Below are 24,983 nucleotides of genomic sequence, written 5' to 3' on the forward strand. Positions count from 1 at the left end.
AGCCATTTCAATTCCTGCCCTTACGGGCCTAGTGACGGAGCCTTGCGGCTCGCTCCCCTCGGGAAGGTCTGCAACCGGCTCCCGCCTCACGGCAGCGATCAGAACCTTCGGCGCTTTGCCTTTCACCCGCATGATCCTGATCTTCCAGTGTCCGGAACTGAGGAAGCATTCCGGAGTGGGTCTTGGCGACCTGTTGCAAACGCAGCGGGTTTTCACCGCTTTCCCTGGTCAACCCAGCTTGTCTTCACAAGCTCCGCCCTTCAAGGCGGGGTAGTTGACAGCAAAGGTTTAAACGCACAAAAAAAGACCGACAAGGGTTGTCGATCTCTCTTTCGCCAAGGATAAAGCACCTGACACCGGCCGGAACCCCCGGATCAATCACGCAGATCAATCACGAGGATCACTCTCAATCAGGGGGTTCCGGGCCTTAGGTTAAGAACGCGCTGAATCCTCTAGGCCTCGACCAAGTGGTAACAGGGCGCCTTTTCCATGGTGTATTCACCGGTCTCGGGATCGCGACGCGAAACGGTCAGTACATGCCAGTTCTCGTCGTCCACCTTCATCGCATCACCGCGATAGTAGTAGCCCGGCCAGCGGGTTTCCTTACGGAACAGGGTGTGCTGCATCACCGCCTCGGAGGTGAGATGGCGGTGCTTGAGTTCCCAGGCCCGCAGCAGCTCGTGGATGTTCTCCGCCGCGATTTTTTCCAAATCCTCTTCGAGGATTTTCATTTTCTTCAGACCAATGTTGAGCAGCTTCTCGTTGGTCATGTAGCTGACAGTCACACCACCGCAGTACTCGTCCATCAGCTTCTGCAGACGATCGAGGCCCTGACGTGGATTGATGTAGTTCGGATTGACCGAGCCGGCGGTGATCTCATTGCGATAGACCCGGTAGTGTTCCATCGGCTTGTAGATCTCTTCGCGACGGCGATTAATCTGCTCGTCGGACACGCGAATGCCCTCAGCCTTGCCATCGTCGATGTACTTGCACGCCGCCTTGGCCGCCAGACGCCCCTCGGTAAAGGAACCGGAAGAGAAGGCGTGCGGGGTGCCGCCAGCGGCATCACCGGCCCCAAACAGCCCCTCGACCGTGGTCATACGGTTGTAGCCCCAGAAGTACTCGGGTGGGGAAATATCCTCGGGGCCGGAGCACCAAGCGCCACAGCCGGTGGCGTGGGAGCCCATGACGTAAGGCTCGGAGGTGGTCAACTCGGGATTCTCGTTCTTCGGATCCACATCGGTAGCGGCCCAAAGCACCGCCTGACCGACAGTCATGCCGAGGAAGTTGTGCCAACCAATTTCTTCCAGATGCGGATCCTGGAAGGCCTCCATGGTGACCATGTGAATCGGGCCGCGACCGGCATTGACCTCGTTGATCAGCGCATGGTTGCGCAGACAGGTCGGGATGGGGCGATGGGTGCGATGAGAGGCTTCTGGATCCAGATACTCCTTGCCAACCATTTCCTGCAATTGCGGCCACCAGTTGGACTCATACTCCTCGCCATTGCAGTTCTGAGTATAGGTCTTCAGATGCAGGAAGTAGGCACCAACCGGGCCATAGCCGTCTTTGAAACGCGCCAGCACGATGCGGTTTTCCATCTGGGTCATCTTGGCACCGGCACCGATCAGCAGACCATAAGCCGAGCCGGAGGACCAAGGCGCGTACCAGACGCGACCGGCACCTTCGCCGACCGAACGCGGCTTGTAGATGTTGGAGGCACCGCCGGCAGCCACAATCACTGCCTTGGATTTGAAGACGTGATAGTTGCCGGTGCGGACATTGAAGCCCACAGCACCCGCCACGCGGTTGGCCTTGCCTTCATCCATCAGCAGATGGGTGACGCAGATGCGGTTGAATACCTTGTCAGCCGACTTCTTGGCCGCTTCGGCGACAATCGGCTTGTAGGATTCACCATGAATCATGATCTGCCAGCGACCTTCGCGCTGATAAGCGCCGGTCTTGGGATTGCGCATCAGCGGCAGGCCCCATTCCTCGAACTGATGCACGGTGGAATCGACGTGGCGCGCCATGTCAAACAGCAGATCCTCACGTACCATGCCCATCAGGTCGATGCGCGCATAACGCACATGATCTTCCGGGTTGTTCTCGCCGAAACGAGTGCCCATGTAACAGTTAATGGCGTACAGACCCTGAGCCACGGCACCGGAGCGATCGATGTTGGCCTTCTCGGCAATGACAATCTTTTTGTTCTTGCCCCAGTAGCGTGCCTCGAACGCAGCGCCCGTGCCGCCCAGTCCGGCGCCAGCGACCAGGATGTCGATGCCGTCTTCGATAATTGTTTGATAAGCCATCAGTAGTACACCCCGTCTTTCATCTTCAGGCCATTGGATTCGAGCGTGTGCAGATCGCCATCATCAAGACGAATGTACTTGGGCTCGTTGAACAGCAGCTGGCTGTCGCGCATCTCCTGGCTGGGTTCGGACTGATCCGCAAGCTGGGGAATCTCCTGCCCCCAAGGCTTGGTGGTGATGGGCGCGAGCAGGTTCATGTCCTTCTCGCCATTGCGGAAGATAATCCGCCAGGCAATGACGCCCTTTTCCTCGTCGCGGCGCACCCGCACCGAGTGACCCAGTGGAGCAAAGTCGGCATAGCCGCGCACATCAATGGCGTTGTGCGGACAGGCCTTGACGCAGGAGTAGCACTCCCAGCACATGTTGGGTTCAATGTTGTAGGCACGGCGGACAACATCGTCAATGTGCATGATGTCCGAGGGGCAAATATCGACGCACTGGCCACAACCGTCGCAGCGAGTCATATAAACAAATGTTGGCATCTTTTTGTCCTCAGTAGTGGTTCGGCGCTTCGCGCTTGATTCCCAGACCCATGTAAGGCGGTTTCTCGCCCATGTATTCAGGAATGTCCGGATAGCGCTCTTTCACGACCGGATCGGTCAGCTCAGGTAGCTCAGGCAGTTTGTCGAGCGAGCCATCGGCCTTAGCCACTTTTTTCTGGAAAGCGGCGGCGGGCTTGAAGAACATATGCGCGAACTTGGACCACAGCACGGTGCTAAACAGGGTTGTCGAAGCTGCAATAAAGAAAAAGCAGGCGATGCCACCGATGACGCCCAGACCGAACAGTGACCAGATCAGGGCAAAGCCGGCCATCAGCAGCAGCGAGACGATGAAGATGTCAGACTGATGCACTTCGTACCACTGGTGGCCCTCGGAGCGTACATCGGCGCGAATCTTGAACCAGAACCAGTAGCCACCCACGCAGATGGACACTGCACCTGCATGCCACAGCAGTGAGGTGAGCGCCCAGGATTGCCCCTCGGCGGCTGGCAGGCCAAAAATCATTGAAGCGGTCGTCAGCACAAAGACGATAAAGCCATACATCATCATCAGATGCGATTTGCGCCGATCCGGATTTTCGAATTCGCCTGAGGACAAGACCTCGTGCTTAATGGTGCCGATAGCGATGCTCAGCTTCTCGGCGCTGCTGACCTCACGCTTGGCCAGCTTTTTAAGCGACTGGCCTTTCTCAAAAAAATACTGTGCGCTTTTTTTATGTTTAACATCGAGCAAGGTGCCGCCGATGACCAGAAGGACCATAAGAACGACATAGGCCTGCATCACGCCAGGCGGAATGATCGTCGCAAGTTCGACGAAAGGATTGCTAGTAATCATTGCTTTGTGGGTCTCCGTTAGCTGCATGCGGTTGCCGCCGCATTATTCTATTACAAATTAACGAAATGCCTATCGACCGAGATCAACTAAATGCCCTGCAAGCGTTGACATCGGCCAACCGCGACTGGGACATCAGCCCAGCGACTGATAGTAGTCCATGAGAATCTGCGCCACCTCAGGTCGGGAGAACTCCGACGGCGGGGCCTCACCCTGGCCAAGCATCTCACGCACCCGGGTGCCGGACAGCAGAACAAAGTCCTCCTTGGCGTGATCCGGCGCGTCGCGCATCATCACCACCCGATCGAGCTTCTTGGAATAGGCAGTGTGATCGGCGCGGAAGATCTCAATCGCCAGCGCATCGGCCGGAACTTCCTCATCGAAAATGCTCTGTGCATCGAAGGGACCATAGTAGTCACCCACCCCGGCATGATCCCGCCCAATAATGAAATGGGTTGCGCCCATGTTCTGGCGGAAATAAGCATGCAACACCGCCTCGCGCGGGCCGGCATAGAGCATGTCGAAACCATAGCCGGTGATCATCACGCTGTTGGGCGGGAAATACAGCTCGGCCATCTTACGAATGGACGCATCGCGCACCGGTGCCGGAATATCACCCGGTTTGAGCTTGCCCAGCAGCATGTGAATGACCACACCATCGGCCTGCACGGCTTCCATGGCCATTTTGCACAGCTCTTCGTGGGCCCGGTGCATGGGATTGCGGGTCTGGAAGGCAACGACCTTGTTCCAGCCATGCTCATGGATCTCGTTGCGAATCTCCACCGCAGTGCGGAAGGTATCCGGGAAATCAGCCTGGAAGTAGGAGAAATTCAACACCTGAATCGCTCCGGAGACCGCCAGCCGCCCCTGGCTGTTAAAGGTCTTCACCCCCGGATGCTCTGGATCGGCAGTGCGATAGACCTTGTCGGTCATCAGCGCCATCTGCTCATCCGAGACCTTCTCGATAGCGGCAACCTCCATCACCGCCAGCACCGGATGCCCTTCGACATTGGGATCGCGCAAGGCGATGCGCTCGGCTCCGGCAATAGCATCGGTGGATTCCAACAGACAGAGAATCGGCACCGGGAAGAAACGCCCATCGGTCATGGTCATGGACTCGGCGACGCTGAGCGCATCGGCCAGATTCATGAAACCCTCGAGCGGACTGAAATACCCAGCCCCCAGCATGACCGCATTGCCGGCGGTCTGGGAACTGACGACCACCGAGGGCAGCGACTCGGCCTCCTGCAGGAGGCGGTGGTGCTGCTCAGGGTCATAGACAAAACGCGGCTGAAGCTCATCGGAGCCGATGGGTTTGATCATGCGTAGCCTCCCGGGAATGGAAAGAATCTTATTTAAGGATGCTCGGAACCTGGTTCCCGATGCCAGACTCTGACAACCAGGCAACATAGCAAAAATCCGGATGATTTGGGTGGGAATTTGCCCTTGGCGGCGTACAGCCTAGCCGTTTCGTTGCATCACTCAGTCCAGCCATAGGTTCGGGCTGGCGCGTCGGTCGGTTATACTTTAGCTTTCCTGACCTCAATCGCTCAGTCCATCCGCCGGTTTTCCATTTAACATGCTCGAAAAAAACTACGACCCCCAGCACATCGAAGGCTCCTGGTACAAACGCTGGGAATCCGCCGGTTATTTTGCCCCCCGTCCTGCAAACGACGACGCCACCGGCCAGCCTTACTGCATTATGATCCCACCACCCAATGTGACCGGCAGCTTGCACATGGGGCATGGGTTTAACAACACCGTCATGGACACCCTGATCCGCTATCGGCGCATGACCGGTGAGCAAACACTGTGGCAACCTGGCACGGATCACGCCGGCATCGCCACCCAGATGGTGGTGGAGCGCCAGCTTGAAGCTGAAGGCAAGACGCGCCATGACCTGGGGCGCGACACCTTTATTGAACGGGTGTGGGATTGGAAGGGCGAATCCGGCGGGACCATTACCCGGCAGCTGCGCCGGCTCGGCTCCTCGCTCGACTGGGAACACGAGCGTTTTACCATGGACGAGGGCCTGTCCACCGCCGTGCGTGAAGTCTTCGTGCGGCTGTTCGAGGAAGGGCTGATTTATCGCGGCAAGCGGCTGGTGAACTGGGACCCGGTGCTGCACACGGCGGTATCCGATCTGGAGGTGCTGTCGGAGGAAGAATCCGGCCATATGTGGGACATCCGCTACCCGCTGACCAATGGTACCGGCAGCCTGACGGTGTCCACCACCCGCCCCGAGACCCTGCTCGGCGACTGCGCCGTGGCAGTTAATCCGGAGGACGAGCGCTACAAGCACCTAATTGGCGAGTTCGTCGAGCTGCCACTGACCGGGCGACATATTCCGGTGATTGCCGATGTACATGCCGACCCGGAGCTTGGGACCGGCTGCGTGAAAATTACCCCGGCGCATGACTTCAACGACCATCAGGTCTGGCTGCGCCATCGCGACGAGAGTGCCATTGCCGATCAGCCCCATGGCGGCCTGATCAATGTGCTGACCGCGAGCGCCGCGATCCGCGACAACACACCCGAGGAAGGCGCGCTGATTCCACCGACCTATGTCGGCCTCGACCGCTACGAAGCGCGCAAGCAAATGCTCACTGACCTGGAAACCGCCGGATTGCTAGCTGCAACTCATAATCACAAGCTGATGGTGCCGCGCGGCGATCGCTCCGGCGCGGTGATCGAGCCTTTCCTGACCGACCAATGGTATGTGCGTGTCGGGCCACTGGCGGAGCCGGCCATCCGCGCAGTCGAGGACGGGCACATTCGCTTTTACCCGGACAACTGGAAGAACACCTATTTCGAGTGGATGCGCAACATCCAGGACTGGTGCATCAGCCGCCAAATCTGGTGGGGCCATCGCATTCCGGCCTGGTACGACGCCGAGGGCAATATTTACGTCGGTCGCAACGAGGCTGAGGTCCGCGCGCGCCATGACCTGCCTGCTGCACTGGAACTGACCCAGGATCCGGACGTGCTGGACACTTGGTTCAGCTCCGCGCTCTGGCCCTTCTCCACGCTCGGCTGGCCCGAGCAGACCGAGCGCTTGCAGACCTTCTACCCCACTGCGGTGCTGATCACCGGCTTCGACATCATCTTCTTCTGGGTAGCACGGATGATTATGATGGGCATGAAGTTCATGAACGCTGTGCCCTTCCGCGATGTCTACATTCATGGCCTGGTGCGGGATGCCCAGGGCAATAAGATGTCCAAATCCAAGGGCAATGTACTGGATCCGATTGATTTGATCGACGGCATTGAGCTCGAGCCCCTGGTGGAAAAACGCACCGGCGGGCTGATGCAGACCCATATCGCCGAGAAAATCGCCCAGCAGACCCGCAAGGACTACCCGGAGGGCATCCCCAGCTTCGGCACCGATGCACTGCGCTTTACCTTTGCCGCACTCGCCTCGACCGGGCGCGACATCAAGTTCGACCTCGGACGCATTGAGGGTTATCGCAATTTTTGCAACAAGCTATGGAATGCGGCTCGCTTCATTCTGATGAACACCGAGAGCCACGACTGTGGCCGCGCCAACGAACCCATCGAGCTGACCAGCGCCGACCGCTGGATTCGCGCACGGCTGAACACCACCACCGCGCAAGTACGTGAGGCGCTGGAGGGCTATCGCCTGGATCTGGCCGCCCAGGCACTCTATGAGTTTACCTGGAACCAGTTCTGCGACTGGTATCTGGAGCTGTGCAAACCGGTGTTGAACAACCCGGAAGCCAGCGCGGCGACCAAACGCGGCACCCGCCAGACCCTGGTGCGCACCCTGGAGGCACTGCTGCGGCTGCTGCACCCCATCATGCCCTTTATCACCGAGGAGATCTGGCAGAAAGTGCATACCCTGGCCGGCCAGCCGGGCGAAACCATCATGCTGGCACCTTACCCCAGCGCGGATGCCAGCCTAGCCGCATCCGACACTGATGCTGGGGCCAGCGCCGAGATCGAATGGGTACAGGCCTTTATTTTGGGGGTGCGCCGCATCAAGGGCGAGATGAACATCCCACCGGGCAAGCCGCTGCCGGTGCTGATTGCCAACGCCAGCGCCAAGGATCGCGCGCGCTTAAGCTCCGCCCGCGCTTATCTGGATTTTCTCGCCCGCACCGAATCCATTACCCTGCTTGAGGATGAAAGCCAGGCACCCGAGGCCGCCATCGCCCTGGTTGGTGAGATGAAACTCCTGATCCCCCTGGCCGGACTGATCGACAAGGACGCGGAGCTCGCGCGCCTGGACAAGGAAATTGCCAAACTCGCAGCCGACTTACAACGCATCGGCGGCAAGCTCGAAAATCCCAACTTCCGGGACAAGGCGCCGGCGGCGGTGGTCGAGAAAGAACGCCAACGCCTGAGCGAGCAACAGGCTGCGCTGGCGCAACTGCAATCCCAGCGCGAGCGCATTGGTCAGTTGTAGACGTCTCCAAACGCCATTGTGAACCTGTCCAAGAACACCTCATCTAGCACGCAAGGCGCTCGATGCATTTCCACCATCACGGTGGTCGATTCGCTCGCCGAGATCACCCGCTATCAGGATCGGGAACTCCTCGAGCGCAGTCTGGCCATTACTCTGTCGGAACTCTTCCCGACTGAGATCTTTCGGCTGTTCCGCATCGCCATGAGCGAGCATCGCATCCGGGCGGCGCTGGCCGCCTATGCTCATGATGGCGTCATCGTCTCGGAACTGAATCAGAAACAGTACCAGCTCTCCGAGTCGCTGCTCAGCGCGGTCGCCAAAGCCATTGAAAGCCGCTCGGTGATTGAACAACCTGAGCAACGCAACGGAGTCATACACATTATATACCCGCTGTATGATAAGCACGAGGATGTCTATGGCGTGCTGCTGCAACTGACCCAAGAACCGAACTTCAACAGTCAGCGCCTGACCTATGGCCTGTTGCGCATCTACTCCAACTATCTCGCGCTGCTTGAAGATAGCCGCAGGGACCGCCTGACTAACCTGCTCAATCGCCAAACACTCGACACCGAAATCACCAAGCGGATCATCGCCTATACCCAACTCGATGAGACAGCGCAGGCCAAGCGCCGCAACGCTGACAAGGTATGCGCCTGGCTAGCGATTGTGGACGCCGACCATTTCAAGCACATCAACGACAACTGGGGACATCTCTATGGCGATGAGGTGCTGATCCTGCTTGCACGTCTGCTCGAAAAGATTTTTCGTCAGGAAGATATGATCTTCCGCTACGGTGGTGAGGAATTTGTAGTGCTCTTTCAGGCTCCTGATCGAGAGACGGCGTTTAATGTCTGCGAGCGTGCGCGGCAGACCATCGAGCAGCACGCATTCCCTGCGGTTGGCTCAGTCACCGTCAGCATCGGCACCACCGCAATTGGCACCCAGGAAGGGGTTTCCATGGTCATTGACGAAGCCGACAAAGCGCTCTACTACGCCAAGGAACATGGCCGCAACCGGGTTTGTTTTTTCACTGATCTGGTTGAGCAAGGGCTGATTGCCGCCAAAGAAGCATTCAGCAGCGGCGGCGTGGATTTTTTCTAGCTGCTCTAGCTGCACATCTCCGGAACAGGTTTCCCCGCGCTCATTGGGCGCTTGCCAAGGCGTTGGTGTCCCTGCCCGAGGGTCGCTGAAACCACCACCCGATGCGATTGGCTTTCCGCTTTGGGGCCGGTATCGCGCATAATGGGCCAAATTCATTTGCGCATGCACGGCATTGCTCCCTTGGCGACGCCTTCTCAGTGCAGCGTCCTTGCGGCAGGATTTATAGGATGCAAAACCTCGAACTGACTGATTCCCTTCGCCTTCTTCTCGATGCTCGCCAGTCCGATCCCTTCAGTGTGCTGGGCCGCCATCCCTGTGACGATGGTGTGGTGGTACGCGCATTTCTTCCCGGAGCTGACAGCGTGCGCATTGTTGAGGCCAATCAGCCGATGACGCGTATTGAGGGCACGGATCTCTTTGTCTGGTCCGGGCCGGCCAGCCTGGTGCCCGAGCGTTATCAACTGGCCTGGACTCTGCAGGACGGGGTAAGCGATCAGGCGCCCACCGGCGAACAGCAGGCGTACGACCCTTACTGCCTGCCGTATCAGTTGCCGGATTTTGATCTGCATCTGTTTGGCGAGGGCAAGCACTGGCATGCCTATCGGCTGCTGGGCGCGCGCACGCATCAGCTCGATGACATCACCGGAGTGCTGTTTTCGGTCTGGGCGCCCAATGCTGAGCGCGTCAGCGTGGTGGGCAACTTCAACGGCTGGGATGGGCGCCGCTATCCGATGCGGGTGCATGGCAACGGCGTTTGGGAGCTGTTCATTCCCGGGCTGGCCGCCGGGGAGATTTACAAGTTCGAGATCCGCGCCCGCAATGGGTCCATTGGCCTGAAGGCCGATCCTTACGGGCGTCAGTTCGAACTGCGCCCGCAAACGGCGTCCATTGTCGCGGCGCCTGACACCTTCAGCTGGCAGGATCAGGACTGGATCGAGCGACGTGCCGAACATGACTGGATGCACGCGCCCATGGCCATCTATGAGGTCCACCTGGGCTCCTGGCAGCATGGCAGCGACGGCGAATTGCTCAATTACCGGGAGCTGGCGCGCCGCTTGGTCGATCACGTCCAGGATCTGGGCTTTAACACCATTGAGCTGCTGCCGATCACCGAGCATCCCTTCGATCTGTCCTGGGGCTATCAATGCACCGGCTACTACGCGCCGACCAGCCGCTTCGGCACCCCGGACGATTTCCGCTGGTTTGTCGATCACTGCCACGCCAATGGCATCAGCGTGATTCTCGACTGGGTGCCGGCACATTTCCCCAAGGATGCCCATGCGCTGGCACGCTTTGACGGCACTGCGCTCTTTGAGCATGAAGACCCGCGTCTGGGTGAGCACCTCGACTGGTCGACGCTGATTTTCAACTTCGGGCGCAACGAGGTGAAAAACTTCCTCATCTCCAGCGCGCTCTTCTGGCTGGAGGAGTATCACATCGACGGCCTGCGGGTGGATGCGGTCGCCTCCATGCTGTATCTGGATTATTCGCGCACCGACTGGGTGCCGAACCGTCACGGCGGACGAGAGAATCTCGAAGCCATTGATTTTTTGCGTGAACTCAATGAGGTCACCCATGCGCAGGTGCCGGGCGCTTTGGTGATGGCGGAGGAATCGACCTCCTGGCCACAGGTGACCCGCCCGACCTATCTCGGCGGCCTGGGCTTTGATCTCAAGTGGAACATGGGCTGGATGAATGACACCTTACGCTATTTTAGCGAGGATCCGGTGCATCGGAAATATCATCAGGACAGCCTGACCTTCAGCATGCTCTATGCGTTCACCGAGAACTTCCTGCTGCCCTTCTCGCACGATGAGGTCACGCACGGCAAGCGCTCGCTGCTGTATCGCATGCCGGGGGATGAGTGGCAGCGTTTTGCCAATCTGCGCCTGCTCTATACTTATATGTACACTCATCCGGGTAAGAAACTGCTGTTCCAGGGCTGTGAGTTCGGCCAGGGTGAGGAATGGGACTGCACCAAGATTCTTGACTGGTATGTACTCGACTATCCGCCCCATCAAGGGATTCGCGATCAGGTGCGCGCGCTCAATCACCTCTATCTGGAGCACGCCCCGCTGCATCAACAGGATTTCGACTGGCAGGGCTTTGACTGGGTCGATTGCCACGATGCCGAGAATTCGGTGCTCATCTACCAGCGCAAGAGCGGCGGCGAGCCCAAAGACCCCGGTGCGGAGCATTTGATTGTGGCGCTTAATTTCACGCCGGTGCCGCGCGATGGCTATCGCATTGGCGTGCCCCTGCTGGGGCGTTACCGTCTGCTGTTCAACTCCGATGCACCGGAGTACGGAGGTTCGGATTATTGGGAGGCGCCCGCATCCATTCAGGCCGAGGCGATGCCCTGGATGAATCGTCCGGCCTCCCTGGTGGTCTCATTACCACCGCTGGCGGGGCTGATTCTGAAACCCGAGCCCATACTTGAGGCTGACGCCAGGGCGCCAGCGAATAAGTCTGGCGATGCGCCCGGCGATGACTCGGGTGATGACGCCTAAACAGCACGGGTTTTTTAGCGATAGTTGAGTTTTCAGGACATTAGTCATGGCAAAGAAGGCGAGCCCCAAGTCTCCAGCAACCCGTGCAACCACGGCACGCAAGGATGAAGCTGCCCCACCACCGGCAGGTGATGAGGCCAAGGCCCCGGCGGCCTCAGCGACTGCGGCCTCAACGCCGGCTGCGACTGCGAACAAGAAGACCAGATCGCGTGCCAGCGCGGCCAGTGGCGCCGCTGGTGCCGCCGATTCTGCAAGTGCCGCCAGTGCCAGTGCCGCTGCAAGCAAACCAGCGCGGGCGGGGGCGAAATCTGAGTCAAAGCCAGAACCCAAGCCGAAGCCGAAACCAGAACCGAAGTCGGAGTCAAAATCCGAGCCTAAGCCAAAATCCGAGCCGGAGCCGACACCAACACCGGAGTCGAAACCTGAGCCAAAGCCCGAGCCGGAGCCGGAGCCGGCAGAGCCAGAACCGACTTCAGCATCTGAACCGGAACCGCTACCGGAGCCCGAACCGGAACCGCCGGTGCCCCATATCCCACCGCGACCGAGCCTGTTTATCGTCCACATCACCCCCGAGATGGCGCCGGTCGCCAAAGTCGGCGGCCTGGCCGACGTGGTCTTTGGGCTGAGCCGGGAACTGGCGATTCGCGGCAATCATGTCGAGATCATCCTGCCGAAATACGACAATCTGCGCTACGATCAGATCTACGAACTGCACCAGGTGTTTGATGATCTCTGGGTGCCTTGGTACGAGGGGGCGGTTCACTGCACGGTCTATTTCGGTTTCGTGCATTCGCGCAAATGCTTTTTCATTGAGCCGCATTCGCAGGATAATTTTTTCAATCGCGGCAGTATCTACGGCTTCACTGATGACATTCTGCGCTATGCCTTCTTCTCGCGTGCAGCCATTGAGTTCCTATGGCAGTCAGGTAAGCATCCGGACATCATTCACTGCCACGACTGGCAAACTGCGCTGGTTCCGGTGTACATGTACGAGTTTTATCAGGCCATGGGCATGACGCATCCGCGCGCCTGCCTGACCATCCATAACTTCAAGCATCAAGGCGTAACTGGCCCGGAGCTGTTGCGTGCGACCGGGCTGCATCAGCCAGAACGCTTTCTGGATCACCTGCGCCTGGGCGATGCCCGTTATCCCAAGGCGCTCAATTTGCTCAAAGGTGGCGTGGTCTATTCCAACTTCGTCACCACCGTCTCGCCGCGCTACGCTTTTGAAACCAAAGATCAGGGACAAGGCTTCGGACTGGAGCCAACCTTGCATGAACACCACATGAAGTATGGCGGGGTGGTCAATGGCATTGATTATGATGTGTGGAACCCGGAGATCGATCACCACATTCCGGTGCGCTACGGTCTTGATACCCTGGATGGCAAATACGACAACAAGCGAGCACTGCGCCATCGCCTGATGTTGGCCGACAACGACAAGCCCATTGTCGCCTTTATCGGCCGACTCGATCCACAAAAGGGCCTGGAGCTGGTGCGTCATGCCATCTTCTATGCCCTGGAGCGCGGCGCTCAGTTCGTGCTGCTGGGGTCCAGCCCGGATCATGGCATCAATAACGATTTCTGGGGCCTGAAGCACATGCTGAACGACAGCCCCGATTGTCATCTCGAAATCGGCTTTGATGAGGATCTCGCGCATCTGATCTATGCCGGTGCCGACATGATGCTGGTGCCAAGCCAGTTCGAGCCCTGCGGGCTGACGCAGTTGATCAGCCTGCGCTATGGCACCATTCCGGTGGTGCGCACCATCGGTGGTCTGGCGGATACCGTATTTGACAAAGATCACTCTGACCGGCCACTGCACGAGCGCAACGGCTACCGCTTCGATAACTACGACGCCCCTGGGCTGGAGTCCGCACTCGGTCGGGCGCTGGCCTGCTACTACGGCTATCCGGAGCACTTCCGCGAGCTGATCAAGAACGCCATGCGCTGCGACTACTCCTGGAATCGCCCGGGCCAAGATTACCTGAATATCTACGATTTCATCCGTAATCGCTAGGTGCAGCCGCCTCGGGGCGGGTTGAGATCAGCCCCGGCAGCACGGATAATAGGGAAATTTTTGCAGGCATTTTGTTTATGAATATCGGAATTCCAACCGAGACACTCGCCGGTGAGCGACGGGTCGCCAGTACGCCGGAGGTGGTCAAGAAGCTCGTTGCCAAGGGTTTGACCGTACAGGTCGAGCACGGCGCCGGTTGCGCTGCCAGCTACCCGGATCAGGCCTATCAGGACGCAGGGGCCGAGCTGGTTGACGCGGGGCAGGCCTTGGCTGCCGAGCTGGTGCTGAAGGTCCGCCGCCCGAGCCAGGAAGAAGCCGAGCGGCTGCAACCCGGCACCACGCTGATCAGCCTGATCGAAAGCTGTGGCGAGGACGCGCTGACGCAATCAACAGTTGCGCGTGGCGTGCATCTGCTGGCCATGGAGCGCATTCCGCGTATCTCGCGTGCACAGTCAATGGACGCGCTCTCCTCGCAAAGCAATATCGCCGGCTATCGGGCGGTGATTGAGGCGGCCGCGCACTATGGGCGCTTTTTGCCGCCGATGATGACCGCCGCCGGTTCGGCCAAGCCGGCCCGGCTGGTAGTGCTGGGAGCTGGTGTGGCGGGCTTGCAGGCCATCGCCACCGCCCGGCGTCTGGGGGCGGATGTGCATGCCTATGATGTGCGCCCTGAAACCAAGGAACAGATCCAGTCCCTGGGCGCCAAGCCGATTGAGCTCGACATCGGCGAGGAAGGCTCCGGCGAGGGCGGCTATGCCAAAGAACTGTCCGACGCCGCGAAAGCCCGCCAGCAGCAGGCGCTGGCCGATGAACTGGCCAAGGCACAGGTCATCATCACCACAGCGCTGATTCCCTGCCGCCCAGCGCCTGAATTGATCACTGCCGAGGTGGTCGAGCGCATGCGCCCGGGTTCGGTCATCGTCGACTTGGCCGCCGCCAACGGCGGCAATTGCAAGCTGACCCAGCCGGACCAAATTGTCGAGCATCACGAAGTGCGCCTGATCGGCCACACCAACTACCCATCCATGGTCGCCGCTGACGCCAGCGCCTTCTATGCGCGCAACCTGCTTAATCTACTGGAGATCATGGTGGAGCCTGGCGACGCTGGTCCGAAGCTCAAGGACTTTGAGTCGGACGAGATTACTCAGGCGATGCGAGTCACCCTGGAAAACGCTTAAACCTCAACCGGAGCCCAACCGGATGTCCGAATCCATCCTCGCCCTTTATGTTTTTGTGCTCGCCTGCGTGATTGGCTACTACGTCATCTGGGGCGTCACGCCATCGTTACACACCCCACTGGTGGCGCTGACCAATGCCATTTCTGGCATTGTGCTAGTCGGCGCCCTGCTGGTCACCGGCGCAGAGAACGCCGGCTGGTTTGCCCAATCGGTGGGCTTTCTGGCGGTGCTGCTGGTGAGCATCAATGTCTTCGGCGGCTTTCTGGTGACCCACCGGATGCTGTCCATGTTCAAGAAAAAGAAATAAGGACGCCGCGCCATGGATTTCCTGCTGCAACTCAAACAGCTGACCGCCGGCCTGTTCACGACCGGACTGTCACATGATGGTCAGGCGCTGGCCTATCTGGTCTCGGCAATTTTGTTCATTTTTGCGCTCAAGGGGCTGACGCATCCGGCCACCGCCCGGCGTGGTAATCTCTACGGCATGCTCGGCATGCTGATCGCCATTGTCGCCACCCTGGCGGGCGCCGAGGTCATGTCCTACGGGCTGATCGCAATCGCGGTGGTCCTGGGGGCGGTGATCGGTATCGTCATCGCGCTGCGCATCCAGATGACCGCCATGCCGCAGCTGGTCGCAGCCTTGCACAGCTTCGTCGGTCTGGCGGCAGTGCTGGTGGCCATCGGCACCTTTTTGAACAAACGCGCCAGCGGTGACCTCAATACGCTGCTGATGGGCGAGCTGTCCGCCGGCATCGTCATCGGCGCCATTACCTTTACTGGCTCGGTAATCGCCTTCGGCAAGTTGCAGGGGCTGATCAGCGGCAAACCGGTCAAGTTCTTCGGCCAGCATCTGCTCAATGCGCTGATCGCCATCGCCACCATCGCGCTGGCGGTGCAATTCGCCAGCACCGGCGCCATCTGGGCGCTGATCCTGATGACCCTGCTGGCCTTTGCTCTGGGCGGCACGCTGATCATCCCTATCGGCGGCGCCGATATGCCGGTCATCATCTCCATGCTCAACAGCTACTCGGGCTGGGCGGCAGCGGCGACCGGTTTCACCCTGCACAACAATCTGCTGATCATCGTCGGAGCGCTGGTGGGCTTCTCCGGTGCCATCCTGTCGTTCATCATGTGCCGGGCGATGAACCGCAGCATCATCAATGTGGTATTTGGCGGCTTTGGCTCTGATGACAGTGGCGGTGACAGCGCCGGTGCGGTGGCGGCGCAAAAGGGCGTCAAATCTGCCTCGGTCGATGATGCGGTGTATTGGATGGAGGATGCCGGTAAGGTCATCATCGTGCCAGGTTATGGCATGGCGGTGGCGCAGGCTCAGCATGCGCTTAAGGACATGATGGAGCTGCTGCAAGCGCGCGGCGTGGAGGTGAAATTCGCCATCCATCCGGTCGCCGGGCGCATGCCGGGGCACATGAACGTGCTGTTGGCCGAAGCCGACATTCCCTATGACCAAGTCCTAGAAATGGACGAGATCAATCCCGAATTCCAGAGCGCCGACGTCGCCCTGGTAGTCGGTGCCAATGACGTGGTCAACCCAGCGGCCAAGGAAGATAGCTCCAGCCCCATCTACGGCATGCCCATTTTGGAGGCCGGCAAAGCGCGCCAAGTCTACTTCCTCAAGCGCTCCATGCGCCCCGGCTATTCCGGCGTGGATAACCTGCTGTTCTACCAAGACAACACCTCACTGATCTTCGGCGACGCCAAGGACACCATCGAAGGTATCGTCGGCGCGCTCAAAGGAGGCGGGCATTAATCGGATGCTGGTCGATCCGATGCCACCTCATATAGACAAGCTCTGAAAGCGCGTCAACGATCCAGTGGGGCCGTTCGATTTATCAACCTGAAGCGCGCAACGCCGCCACCACCGCATCACCCATGGCGGCGGTGCCAACCGTCTTGGTTCCCGGTGAGGCCAGATCGGCACTGCGCAGGCCCTGATCAAGCACGGATTCGACCGCCTGCTCGAGGCGCTCGGCCTGCTCGGGCGCGCCCAGGGAATAGCGCAGCATCATGGCCACCGACAAAATGGTGGCGAGCGGATTGGCCACGCCCTGACCGGCAATGTCGGGCGCCGAACCGTGAATGGGCTCATACATGCCCTGCCCGCTGGCATTCAGCGCCGCCGAGGGCAGCATGCCGATGGAGCCGGTGAGCATGGCGGCGCAGTCGGAGAGAATGTCACCGAACATATTGGTGGTGACCATCACATCGAACTGCTTGGGCGCGCGTACCAGTTGCATGGCGGCGTTGTCGACGTACATGTGGCTGAGGCTGACCTCGGGATAGTCCTGACCAACCTTGATCGCCACCTCACGCCACAGCTCGGTGGCCTCCAGCACATTGGCCTTATCGACTGAGCAGACCCGCTTGTTGCGCTGCATGGCGATATCGAAGGCCACCCGACAGATGCGCTCGATCTCGGATTCGCTATACACCAGGGTGTTGAAACCGCGCCGTTCGCCCGAGTCCAGCGTCTCCACCCCGCGCGGCTGGCCGAAATAAATGCCGCCGGTTAGCTCGCGAATGATCATCAGATCCAGCCCGGCGACCACCTCGGGTTTGAGCGTGGAAGCCGCCGCCAGTTGCGGGTAGAGCAGCGCTGGGCGCAGATTGGCAAACAGCCCCAAGCCGGCGCGCAGCCCGAGCAGCCCCTTCTCCGGGCGCACGGCAATGGGCAATGGCTCCCATTTCGGCCCACCCACGGCACCGAGCAGCACTGCATCGGCCGCCTTAGCCTGGTTCAAAGTGTCCTCGGGCAGGGGCGAGCCGGTGGCGTCATAGGCACAGCCGCCCACCAGGGCTTCCTGCGTCTCAACCGCGAGGCCAAAGTCATCACGCAGGCATGCAATCACTTTCACCGCCTCAGCGATGATTTCCGGGCCAATGCCGTCACCCGGCAAAATCAGAATGGTCTTGGACAAGGGATCTAGTCTCCGTTCGGTTCAGGACTCAGGCGTTGCTGAGTCTGGCATGTCAGCAAAGCGGACATCTTTATAAAAATCGGCCAGCCGCAGTTCAGCACGACATCCGGATAGTAATAGGCCACTCCGACCGGAGCGGCCACCTTCATGTCGTTCATGATTCTTCGGCAGCGAGCATGTTCAGCCTCCGTCTTCAGGCAAACAGCCAAGGCGTCTCGGTGGCGCGGCGCTGCTCATAGGCCGTGATGGCATCGGCATGTTCCAACGTCAGGGCAATGTCATCCAGGCCGTGAATCAGACAGTGATGATGGAAGGGATCAATGTTGATCTCGATCGAAGCGCGTCCCTCAGGGCTGAGCTTGAGGTTGTGCAGATCGACCGCCATGGTCAGGGGCGTATCGCCGCCGGCCAGCGCGAAGAGTTCATCGACCAGCGCCTCGTCAAGCACCACCGGTAGAATGCCATTTTTGGTGGCATTTTGATGGAAGATATCGGCAAAGCTCGGCGCAATCAGCACCCGAAAGCCATAATCAGCCAACGCCCAGGGGGCATGCTCGCGCGAGGAGCCGCAGCCGAAATTCTGCCGTGCCAGCAGGATCTTCGCTCCCTGGTAGCGCGGATCATTCAAGACAAAATCTGGATTGAGCGGCCGGTTGCTGCAATCCATGCCCGGCTCGCCATGATCATGATAGCGCCATTCATCGAACAGATAGGGACCAAAGCCGGTGCGCTGAATGGATTTCAGAAACTGCTTGGGAATGATGGCATCGGTATCGACATTGGCGCGATCGAGCGGCACCACCACGCTGGTAAAATTCTCAAAGGGTTGCATGGGCATGGCTCAAAGCTCCCGTACATCAACAAAATGACCGTGAATGGCCGCAGCCGCCGCCATTGCCGGACTGACCAGATGGGTGCGACCGCCCTGCCCTTGCCGGCCTTCGAAGTTGCGGTTGCTGGTTGAGGCACAACGCTCACCGGGCTCAAGGCGGTCGGCATTCATCGCCAGGCACATGGAACAGCCCGGGTCGCGCCATTCAAAACCGGCGGCGATGAAAATTTGATCCAGTCCCTCGGCTTCGGCCTGCTCCTTGACCAGCCCGGAGCCCGGCACCACCAATGCCTGCTTGATGGAACCGGCCACCCGTTGACCCTTGGCAACCTCGGCCGCTGCGCGCAGATCCTCAATGCGCCCATTGGTGCAGGAACCAATGAAGACCTTATCGAGCGCGATCTGCTTGATCGTCGCCCCCGGCTCCAGCCCCATGTAGGCTAGCGCATGGCGGTAGCTGCCGGCCTTGACCGGATCGGCGATCTCGGCCGGGTCTGGCACCTTTGCATCCACGGGGGCAACCATCTCGGGTGAGGTGCCCCAGGTGACCTGCGGGCGAATGCTAGCAGCATCCAGCTGCACCACTCGGTCGTACTCGGCACCGGGGTCGGAATTCAGACTCAGCCAATACTTGGCGGCGCGCTCGAAATCATCCCGACCGTTTCCATCAGGCGGCGCCAGCGGGCGACCACGCAGATACTCAATGGTTTTCTGATCAATGCCAATCAGCCCGGCACGCGCGCCGGCCTCAATGGCCATATTGCACACCGTCATGCGCCCTTCCATGCTCAGCGCCTCAATAGCATCGCCAGCGTATTCGATCACATGACCGGTGCCACCGGCGGTGCCGATTTCGCCGATGATGGCCAGCACGATGTCCTTGGCCGTCACCCCGGCTCCCAGCACTCCATCGACCCGCACCAGCATGGACTTGGACTTTTTCTGCGTCAGGCACTGGGTGGCCAGCACATGCTCGACCTCTGAGGTGCCCACCCCAAAGGACAGTGCACCAAAGGCGCCATGGGTGGAGGTATGGCTATCACCACACACAATGGTCATGCCCGGCTGGGTAAAGCCCTGCTCCGGACCGACCACATGCACAATCCCCTGGCGCAGATCGTCCATATCGAACAGCTGAACGCCAAACTCACGACAGTTGGCAATCAGAGTTTCCACCTGCACGCGCGACACCGGATCAACAATGCCCAGATGCCGATCACTGGTCGGCACATTGTGATCCGGCACCGCCAGCGTGGCTTGCGGACGACGCGGCTTGCGTCCGGCCAGCCGCAGTCCCTCAAAAGCCTGCGGTGACGTCACCTCATGCACCAGCTGATGGTCGATATACAACAGCGCAGTACCGTGCTCATCCACACGCACCACATGCGCATCCCAAATTTTGTCGTAGAGCGTCCTCGGACTCATTTTCTGCCACCCTCAACTACGGATAATCCCTGAGCATAATCGCGGGTGGCGGACAATAGCAAACCGGCCGCCCCAGCGCACGCCTGTCATGCGCAAATCAAGCGCGCCCAGGGCTGCGGGCGAGAGCCTGTAACCGTGCTCACGCAGCCAGACCGCCGCCTTGCCGGCAATCTGCGGATCCTCGGCGTTCAGCAGGACTTGCATCAGGAGCGCACAATGGTGTTTCGTGCCAATTTTGAACAAACGCGGCAGCGGCTCACTCAGGCTGAGCACCAGCACATCATTGGCATGCCCAAACACCAGCACATCATCGCCACCCGGGCGTTGCAGATCCTGGTGCTGATTGGGGCCAGCCGAGACCAAAACAGCGTGGCCCCGGGCGGTGACTGACAAGCGGTAAGGCGTTTGCCAGGGATCCTGGCGCAGGGACGCCGGCAGGAAAGGGTCCGGATCGACAAAGAGGTCACTACTGGACAGGGATTGACCCATGCGCGCATGCTGCTCAAGCACCACATCAGCCGCCATGCCGGCTGCCTGCAACGCCAACCGGTGCTGGTGCGACAGCGGTGCTGGTACCTCACCCGAGGCATCGGATGCTGTGGCCACCATCGTTGATGGCTTACCCATCTCTCCCGGCGACCAGAACTGCAACAGCAGCCCGCCCGCGCCCAGCAGGCCGCAAGCGCCAAGCCCTAGCCAAAGCCGGCGCGATGCATACCAGGCGCGGTGCGACCGTTCCGCCGGCGCCACACGCAGCGGCTCATCATCGTCATCCCAGACGTCACGCTTAGCCGGCACCGATGTGAGCGCCGATGGGTCATCCGCCAGGTTGTACTTGGCGACAATAATCCCGCACACTGGACATTCACCCATTCCCGCATAGGCGGTAAGTAATGGGTCTGTGTCTTCATGCGCCTGATAGCCACATTTGGGACACTCCGCGATGACTGGCGCAGATTCATGTTCGGGTTCACTCGCTGCCGGGATGGAACTCGCTTCGGTGACAAAAGGCGGCTCCGATGCCGGCGCAGCTGGCTGGCTGGATCTGGTGGTCGGCTGGAACTGGGACTTTAGCCTGAAAGCAGCCGAATCAACGGGGGATGCTCGACACACACCGCCTGCGTCGCGGATGCGGTCGCGTAAGCTCCAGGCTACCTCGGCGGCCAAGCCGGTCTGAAGCACCACCGGCACGCAACTGATCAACTCATCAAGTTCCTGCCTGGAAATCCCAAATAACTGAAGCAGTTGCCAACGCGCCTGTTTCGCATCCACGCCAGGCTTAATCCCGGCAAAAATGATTTGATAATCTTGCACTCACGTTCCCCCTGACCACACCCTTCCCTGAGCTTCGTTCAATCGTTAGCAATCTCAGCACTAAGTCCACGATAAATTGTCAGATACTGCCGCGCCGCCTGTTGCCATGAGCGTTCGATGCGCATGCCGTTCAAACGCAGGGCGGCAAAGTGCTCGGGATAGTGCAACCAGAGTCCCAAGGCCCGATCCAGCGCAAATTCAAGCGCCGCCGGCTCGGCAGTGTCGAAGACAAAGCCATTGCGCTGTTCCGGTGGCAGAACGCAAAAATTGGCATCGAACACTGTATCTGCCAGCCCCCCGACTCGTCGCACAATGGGCACACAGCCATAGCGCATCGCAATCATCTGGGTCAGCCCACAGGGCTCATACAGGCTTGGCACCAGCATCAGATCCGCACCGGCATAGATCAGATGCGCCAGCGCCTCATCGTAACCAAGCTCCAGATGACAATCGGGACTGCCCTGATAGTCATGGCGCAAACGCTCAAAACGCGCCTGAATCTGTGGATCCAGCGCACTACCGAGCAAAACAAACTGCCCTCCCTGAGCTAGAGTGTAGACCATGGCCTGTGCCATGAGTGCAACGCCTTTTTGTTGATCGAGGCGGCTGACGATGGCCAACAGCGGCTTGTTCGCCTCGCGCAGCCCCAGGCGCGCGCGCAAGACCTGGGTGTTGGCTGTCTTGCCCGCCAGCTGCGTGGCATCAAAGGGATGGGGGATCAAGGGGTCTTTACGTGGATTCCAGCTGACCGGATCAATGCCATTCAGCACCCCGGCAAAGCGCTGCGCTTTGTTTGTCAGCACGGTCTGCAAGCCCATACCCTGTTCGGTGCGCAGCACTTCCCAGGCATAGCGGGGCGAAACCGTAGTGACGAAGTTGGCAAAGACGATGCCACCTTGCATGAGATTGGCACGGTCCGGCGCGGCGCCATCCTGCAAGCGATCCGGTGTCATCAGGCGCGCGATATCCAGCCCCAGCGCGCTCAGCACCGCCGGATCCGTCCAGCCCTGATAGCCCAGATTGTGCAGGGAGTAACACACCCGGGTGCGCGTCACGCTGCGGCGCTCGTAATCCTCATACAGCAGCACCGGAACCAGCGCAGTCTGCCAGTCATTACAATGCAGAATATCTGGCCAAGCCTCGGCTTGATGGAAATATTCCAGTGCCGCGCGAACATAGCAGGCAAAGCGCAGCGCATCGTCCGGCTCGCCATAGATGCGGCCACGCTGAAAAAACCCGGCAGGGGAATCGGGCGCCAGCAGGCAACAGCGCAAGCCATCGACCCAGGCGTGCGAGACGCGACAGCGCAGCGGCGCACCGGCAAAGTCGAACCACAGATCATCACGCACCAACTGCCGGCCGGTGATGAGATCCGCCCTCAGGCAGTCATAATCCGGCAGCAGCACCTCAACATCCACCCCCTCGGCGATCAGCGCGCGCCCGAGTCCGTGGATAAAATCGCCCAGCCCCCCAACCTTGGCTACTGGCGCGCATTCAGCGGCGAGCAGCGCAATACGCATCGCACACCTGGACAATGGTCACTAGAGATCTCGGCGTCTGCTCAAACAAAGCCACGAATATCAGTCTTCTTCCCGCGACACCACAGGCAGTGTCGGCAACAGCCGCAACAGCGCATGGATGAGTTGCGGATCTGTGATCTTGACATCAAAGGCAAAGTGCCCACCCGGCCCCACCTGATAGGGATGCCCGCCCAGTTCAAGCGCGCTGCCGGGGGGCGCCTGACCCTGAATGCGCAGATCGCCCCACAGGGCCGTTTTGGCGCTTGCGGCGATGGAACGCAGCGGACCGCTGCCCGCCACAGGAGTCAACCCGGAGTCCTCGTCCGCGCATGCCACCTGCGGATTGGCGATGATCGGCGCGCTGGCAGCAGTCGTGGACAGCATCACCTCCGCTGATTCGCCTGTCACGCGGCTGTCCGGCGCGCGTGGCCGATCAGGTGAACGGTCAGCCAAGCTATGCGGCTCCATCGAGCCGGGCAAGGCCAGGCGATTGGAACGCGCTAGCATCAGCCAGGCGCCCTGTGGGTTGCCAAACCCAATCTCAGCCTGATACCAAGCATCGGTTTGCAAGCCGACCAAGCCCAGGCAGCCTTGCTGCACCGTGGCAACTGGCATCAGATCGCCGCCATCTTCGTCATCGCTGGTTTGGCCGACAAAGCGGCGCAAACGCACGCTAGGCGCGACTGTTTCCTCGGCGGCAATCACTCGATCCGACGCTGCCCCACCGAGTCCCGTAAGCCGCCAGCGCAATTCCAGCGCATCGGCGCGCGCCGGATAGAGCGCAAGAAAATCGCGCGTGCTGGCGATGGGAAAGGGCGCGTCAGCGTCACACTGCAACGTGGCCGGAGCTGCGCCATACCTCATGTTAACAGAACGTATAGCCACGTCTAAAACCGTCGCGACCGATCCACCCAAACCCAGGTGCACAGCCACCCCAGAGCGGCGGCCAGGGCGGCCAGGGCAAAGGTTGGTGCCGCACCCAGGGGTTCCCAGAACTGCCCGCCCAGCAGGCTGCCCGCCCCACCGCCAGCGCCAAAACTCAGGCTGTTGTACAGCGCCTGACCCCGCCCCTGAATAGCCCCCGGAAAATAATGATGCACCAGGTGAATGGACGCGGCATGAAAGGCGCCAAAGGTCGCGGCATGCAACAACTGCGCGACAACCTGCACTCCCAGCGAGGTGGCCAGCAAGCCGATCAGATTCCAGCGCAGCACTGCCAGCAGCAGACTGGCCAGCAGAATCCACCGGGCGCCAAAGCGCTCCAACAGCCAGTGCATCCGCATGAACACCAGCACTTCGGCCACCACGCCCAACGCCCAGAGCGCCCCGATGGTCGCACTCTGGTAGCCGACCGCTTCCAGGCGAATGGAATAAAAGGCATAGTAAATGCCATGACCAAACTGCATCAGAAAGCAGGTCAGCAGAAAACTGATAATCTCCGGGCGCATCAACACCGCACGCATGACGGGCGCCGGTTGCGCATGATGCGGATGCGGACAATCCGGCACCAGCCAGGCGCTGACCCCCACAGCGACAAAGAGCACCAGCACCACGCCGGGGATCACCTGGGTTCCGGCCACACCAACCCACCAGCCCAGCAGCCCGACCACCAGCACAAAGCCCACCGAGCCCCACAGCCGCACCCGGGCATACCGATTGGCCGCTGCCCCCAGGTGGTTAAAGGTGACCGACTCCATCTGCGGCAGAGCGGCGTTCCAGAAAAAACTGAACACCAGCATGACGACCGCCACCGACCACAGGGACTCGGCCCAGAAGATGCCAAGAAAGGTCACCCAGGTCAGCAGCGCAGCGCCCTGCACCAGTGGCATGCGGGTGCTCAGATGATCCGCCAGCCAGCCGCACAAAAGGGGTGCCACCAGCTTGGTCCCCATCAGGATGGCCATGAGCGCGCCAATGGCGGCAGCGGAAAACCCATGGTCTTGCAGATAGACGCCCCAAAAGGGCACCAGCGCGCCCAAGGCGCCGAAGTAAAACAGATAATAGGCCGACAGGCGCCAGTAAGGCATGAGTCAGGGCCGCGCCCCGCCGCCACACCGAGGATCGGTCACCGGAT

At 60.0% G+C, this 24,983-nt stretch carries 19 protein-coding genes; 7 read left to right on the forward strand and 12 right to left on the reverse strand.

From position 1 onward, the window contains the following. Window positions 1-452 precede the first annotated feature (452 nt). The 4 genes from aprA to sat form a co-directional block, all read right to left on the reverse strand. A complete protein-coding gene (gene aprA, locus CKO36_RS07895) occupies window positions 453-2,315 on the reverse strand; it encodes an adenylyl-sulfate reductase subunit alpha (RefSeq protein WP_200283031.1) in 1,863 nt (620 codons plus the stop codon). After that, window positions 2,315-2,797, reverse strand: a complete 483-nt coding sequence (gene aprB / locus CKO36_RS07900; RefSeq protein WP_200283034.1) for an adenylyl-sulfate reductase subunit beta — start codon at window positions 2,795-2,797, stop codon at window positions 2,315-2,317. Before aprB ends, aprA begins: the two co-directional genes overlap by 1 nt. Window positions 2,798-2,807: 10 nt before the next feature. Continuing rightward, window positions 2,808-3,650, reverse strand: a complete 843-nt coding sequence (locus tag CKO36_RS07905; RefSeq protein WP_200283037.1) for an adenylyl-sulfate reductase — start codon at window positions 3,648-3,650, stop codon at window positions 2,808-2,810. Window positions 3,651-3,782: 132 nt separating this feature from the next. Then, entirely contained in the window at window positions 3,783-4,970 is a 1,188-nt protein-coding gene (gene sat / locus CKO36_RS07910; protein ID WP_200283041.1) for a sulfate adenylyltransferase, read from the reverse strand. Window positions 4,971-5,226: 256 nt separating this feature from the next. Between sat and CKO36_RS07915 the strand changes: the two genes are divergently transcribed. The 7 genes from CKO36_RS07915 (at window position 5,227) to CKO36_RS07945 (ending at window position 16,650) form a co-directional block, all read left to right on the forward strand. Beyond that, window positions 5,227-8,073 (forward strand): valine--tRNA ligase, encoded by a 2,847-nt coding sequence (locus tag CKO36_RS07915; RefSeq protein WP_200283058.1) that lies wholly within the window; start codon window positions 5,227-5,229, stop codon window positions 8,071-8,073. An 18-nt stretch (window positions 8,074-8,091) separates the two neighbouring features. Then, on the forward strand, window positions 8,092-9,174 hold the full coding sequence (locus CKO36_RS07920) for a diguanylate cyclase (protein ID WP_200283061.1): 1,083 nt from the start codon (window positions 8,092-8,094) through the stop codon (window positions 9,172-9,174). Window positions 9,175-9,401: 227 nt separating this feature from the next. Continuing rightward, window positions 9,402-11,684 (forward strand): 1,4-alpha-glucan branching protein GlgB, encoded by a 2,283-nt coding sequence (gene glgB / locus CKO36_RS07925; protein ID WP_242469459.1) that lies wholly within the window; start codon window positions 9,402-9,404, stop codon window positions 11,682-11,684. Between the two features lie 46 nt (window positions 11,685-11,730). Next, the gene (locus CKO36_RS07930; protein ID WP_242469460.1) at window positions 11,731-13,704 is read left to right on the forward strand and encodes a glycogen synthase; all 1,974 of its coding nucleotides are present in this window, start codon (window positions 11,731-11,733) and stop codon (window positions 13,702-13,704) included. Window positions 13,705-13,781: 77 nt separating this feature from the next. After that, window positions 13,782-14,882, forward strand: a complete 1,101-nt coding sequence (locus CKO36_RS07935; protein WP_200283067.1) for a Re/Si-specific NAD(P)(+) transhydrogenase subunit alpha — start codon at window positions 13,782-13,784, stop codon at window positions 14,880-14,882. 22 nt (window positions 14,883-14,904) lie between these two features. Then, window positions 14,905-15,189, forward strand: coding sequence for a proton-translocating transhydrogenase family protein (locus CKO36_RS07940; protein WP_200283070.1), 285 nt, complete (start codon window positions 14,905-14,907; stop codon window positions 15,187-15,189). Between the two features lie 12 nt (window positions 15,190-15,201). Continuing rightward, a complete protein-coding gene (locus CKO36_RS07945; RefSeq protein ID WP_242469461.1) occupies window positions 15,202-16,650 on the forward strand; it encodes an NAD(P)(+) transhydrogenase (Re/Si-specific) subunit beta in 1,449 nt (482 codons plus the stop codon). Between the two features lie 82 nt (window positions 16,651-16,732). On the opposite strand, the gene leuB is transcribed toward CKO36_RS07945, so the two are convergent. Genes leuB through CKO36_RS07985 form a run of 8 tightly spaced genes read right to left on the reverse strand, consistent with a single transcriptional unit; the run spans window position 16,733 to window position 24,936 of the window. After that, window positions 16,733-17,818, reverse strand: a complete 1,086-nt coding sequence (gene leuB / locus CKO36_RS07950) for a 3-isopropylmalate dehydrogenase (RefSeq protein ID WP_200283073.1) — start codon at window positions 17,816-17,818, stop codon at window positions 16,733-16,735. 5 nt (window positions 17,819-17,823) lie between these two features. Beyond that, a complete protein-coding gene (locus CKO36_RS07955) occupies window positions 17,824-17,976 on the reverse strand; it encodes a hypothetical protein (RefSeq protein WP_200283076.1) in 153 nt (50 codons plus the stop codon). Between the two features lie 35 nt (window positions 17,977-18,011). Next, window positions 18,012-18,650, reverse strand: a complete 639-nt coding sequence (leuD, locus tag CKO36_RS07960) for a 3-isopropylmalate dehydratase small subunit (RefSeq protein ID WP_200283145.1) — start codon at window positions 18,648-18,650, stop codon at window positions 18,012-18,014. A 9-nt stretch (window positions 18,651-18,659) separates the two neighbouring features. Further along, complete coding sequence (gene leuC / locus CKO36_RS07965) at window positions 18,660-20,075, reverse strand: 3-isopropylmalate dehydratase large subunit (protein ID WP_200283079.1); 1,416 nt, start codon at window positions 20,073-20,075, stop codon at window positions 18,660-18,662. A gap of 12 nt (window positions 20,076-20,087) precedes the next feature. Then, window positions 20,088-21,389 (reverse strand): hypothetical protein, encoded by a 1,302-nt coding sequence (locus CKO36_RS07970; RefSeq protein ID WP_200283082.1) that lies wholly within the window; start codon window positions 21,387-21,389, stop codon window positions 20,088-20,090. Window positions 21,390-21,427: 38 nt separating this feature from the next. After that, a complete protein-coding gene (locus CKO36_RS07975) occupies window positions 21,428-22,909 on the reverse strand; it encodes a glycogen synthase (RefSeq protein WP_200283084.1) in 1,482 nt (493 codons plus the stop codon). Between the two features lie 60 nt (window positions 22,910-22,969). After that, window positions 22,970-23,773, reverse strand: a complete 804-nt coding sequence (locus CKO36_RS07980; RefSeq protein WP_200283085.1) for a hypothetical protein — start codon at window positions 23,771-23,773, stop codon at window positions 22,970-22,972. A 23-nt stretch (window positions 23,774-23,796) separates the two neighbouring features. After that, the gene (locus CKO36_RS07985) at window positions 23,797-24,936 is read right to left on the reverse strand and encodes an MFS transporter (RefSeq protein ID WP_200283087.1); all 1,140 of its coding nucleotides are present in this window, start codon (window positions 24,934-24,936) and stop codon (window positions 23,797-23,799) included. Between the last annotated feature and the right edge of the window lie 47 nt (window positions 24,937-24,983).

Source organism: Rhabdochromatium marinum (genome assembly GCF_016583795.1).
GTDB lineage: Bacteria > Pseudomonadota > Gammaproteobacteria > Chromatiales > Chromatiaceae > Rhabdochromatium > Rhabdochromatium marinum.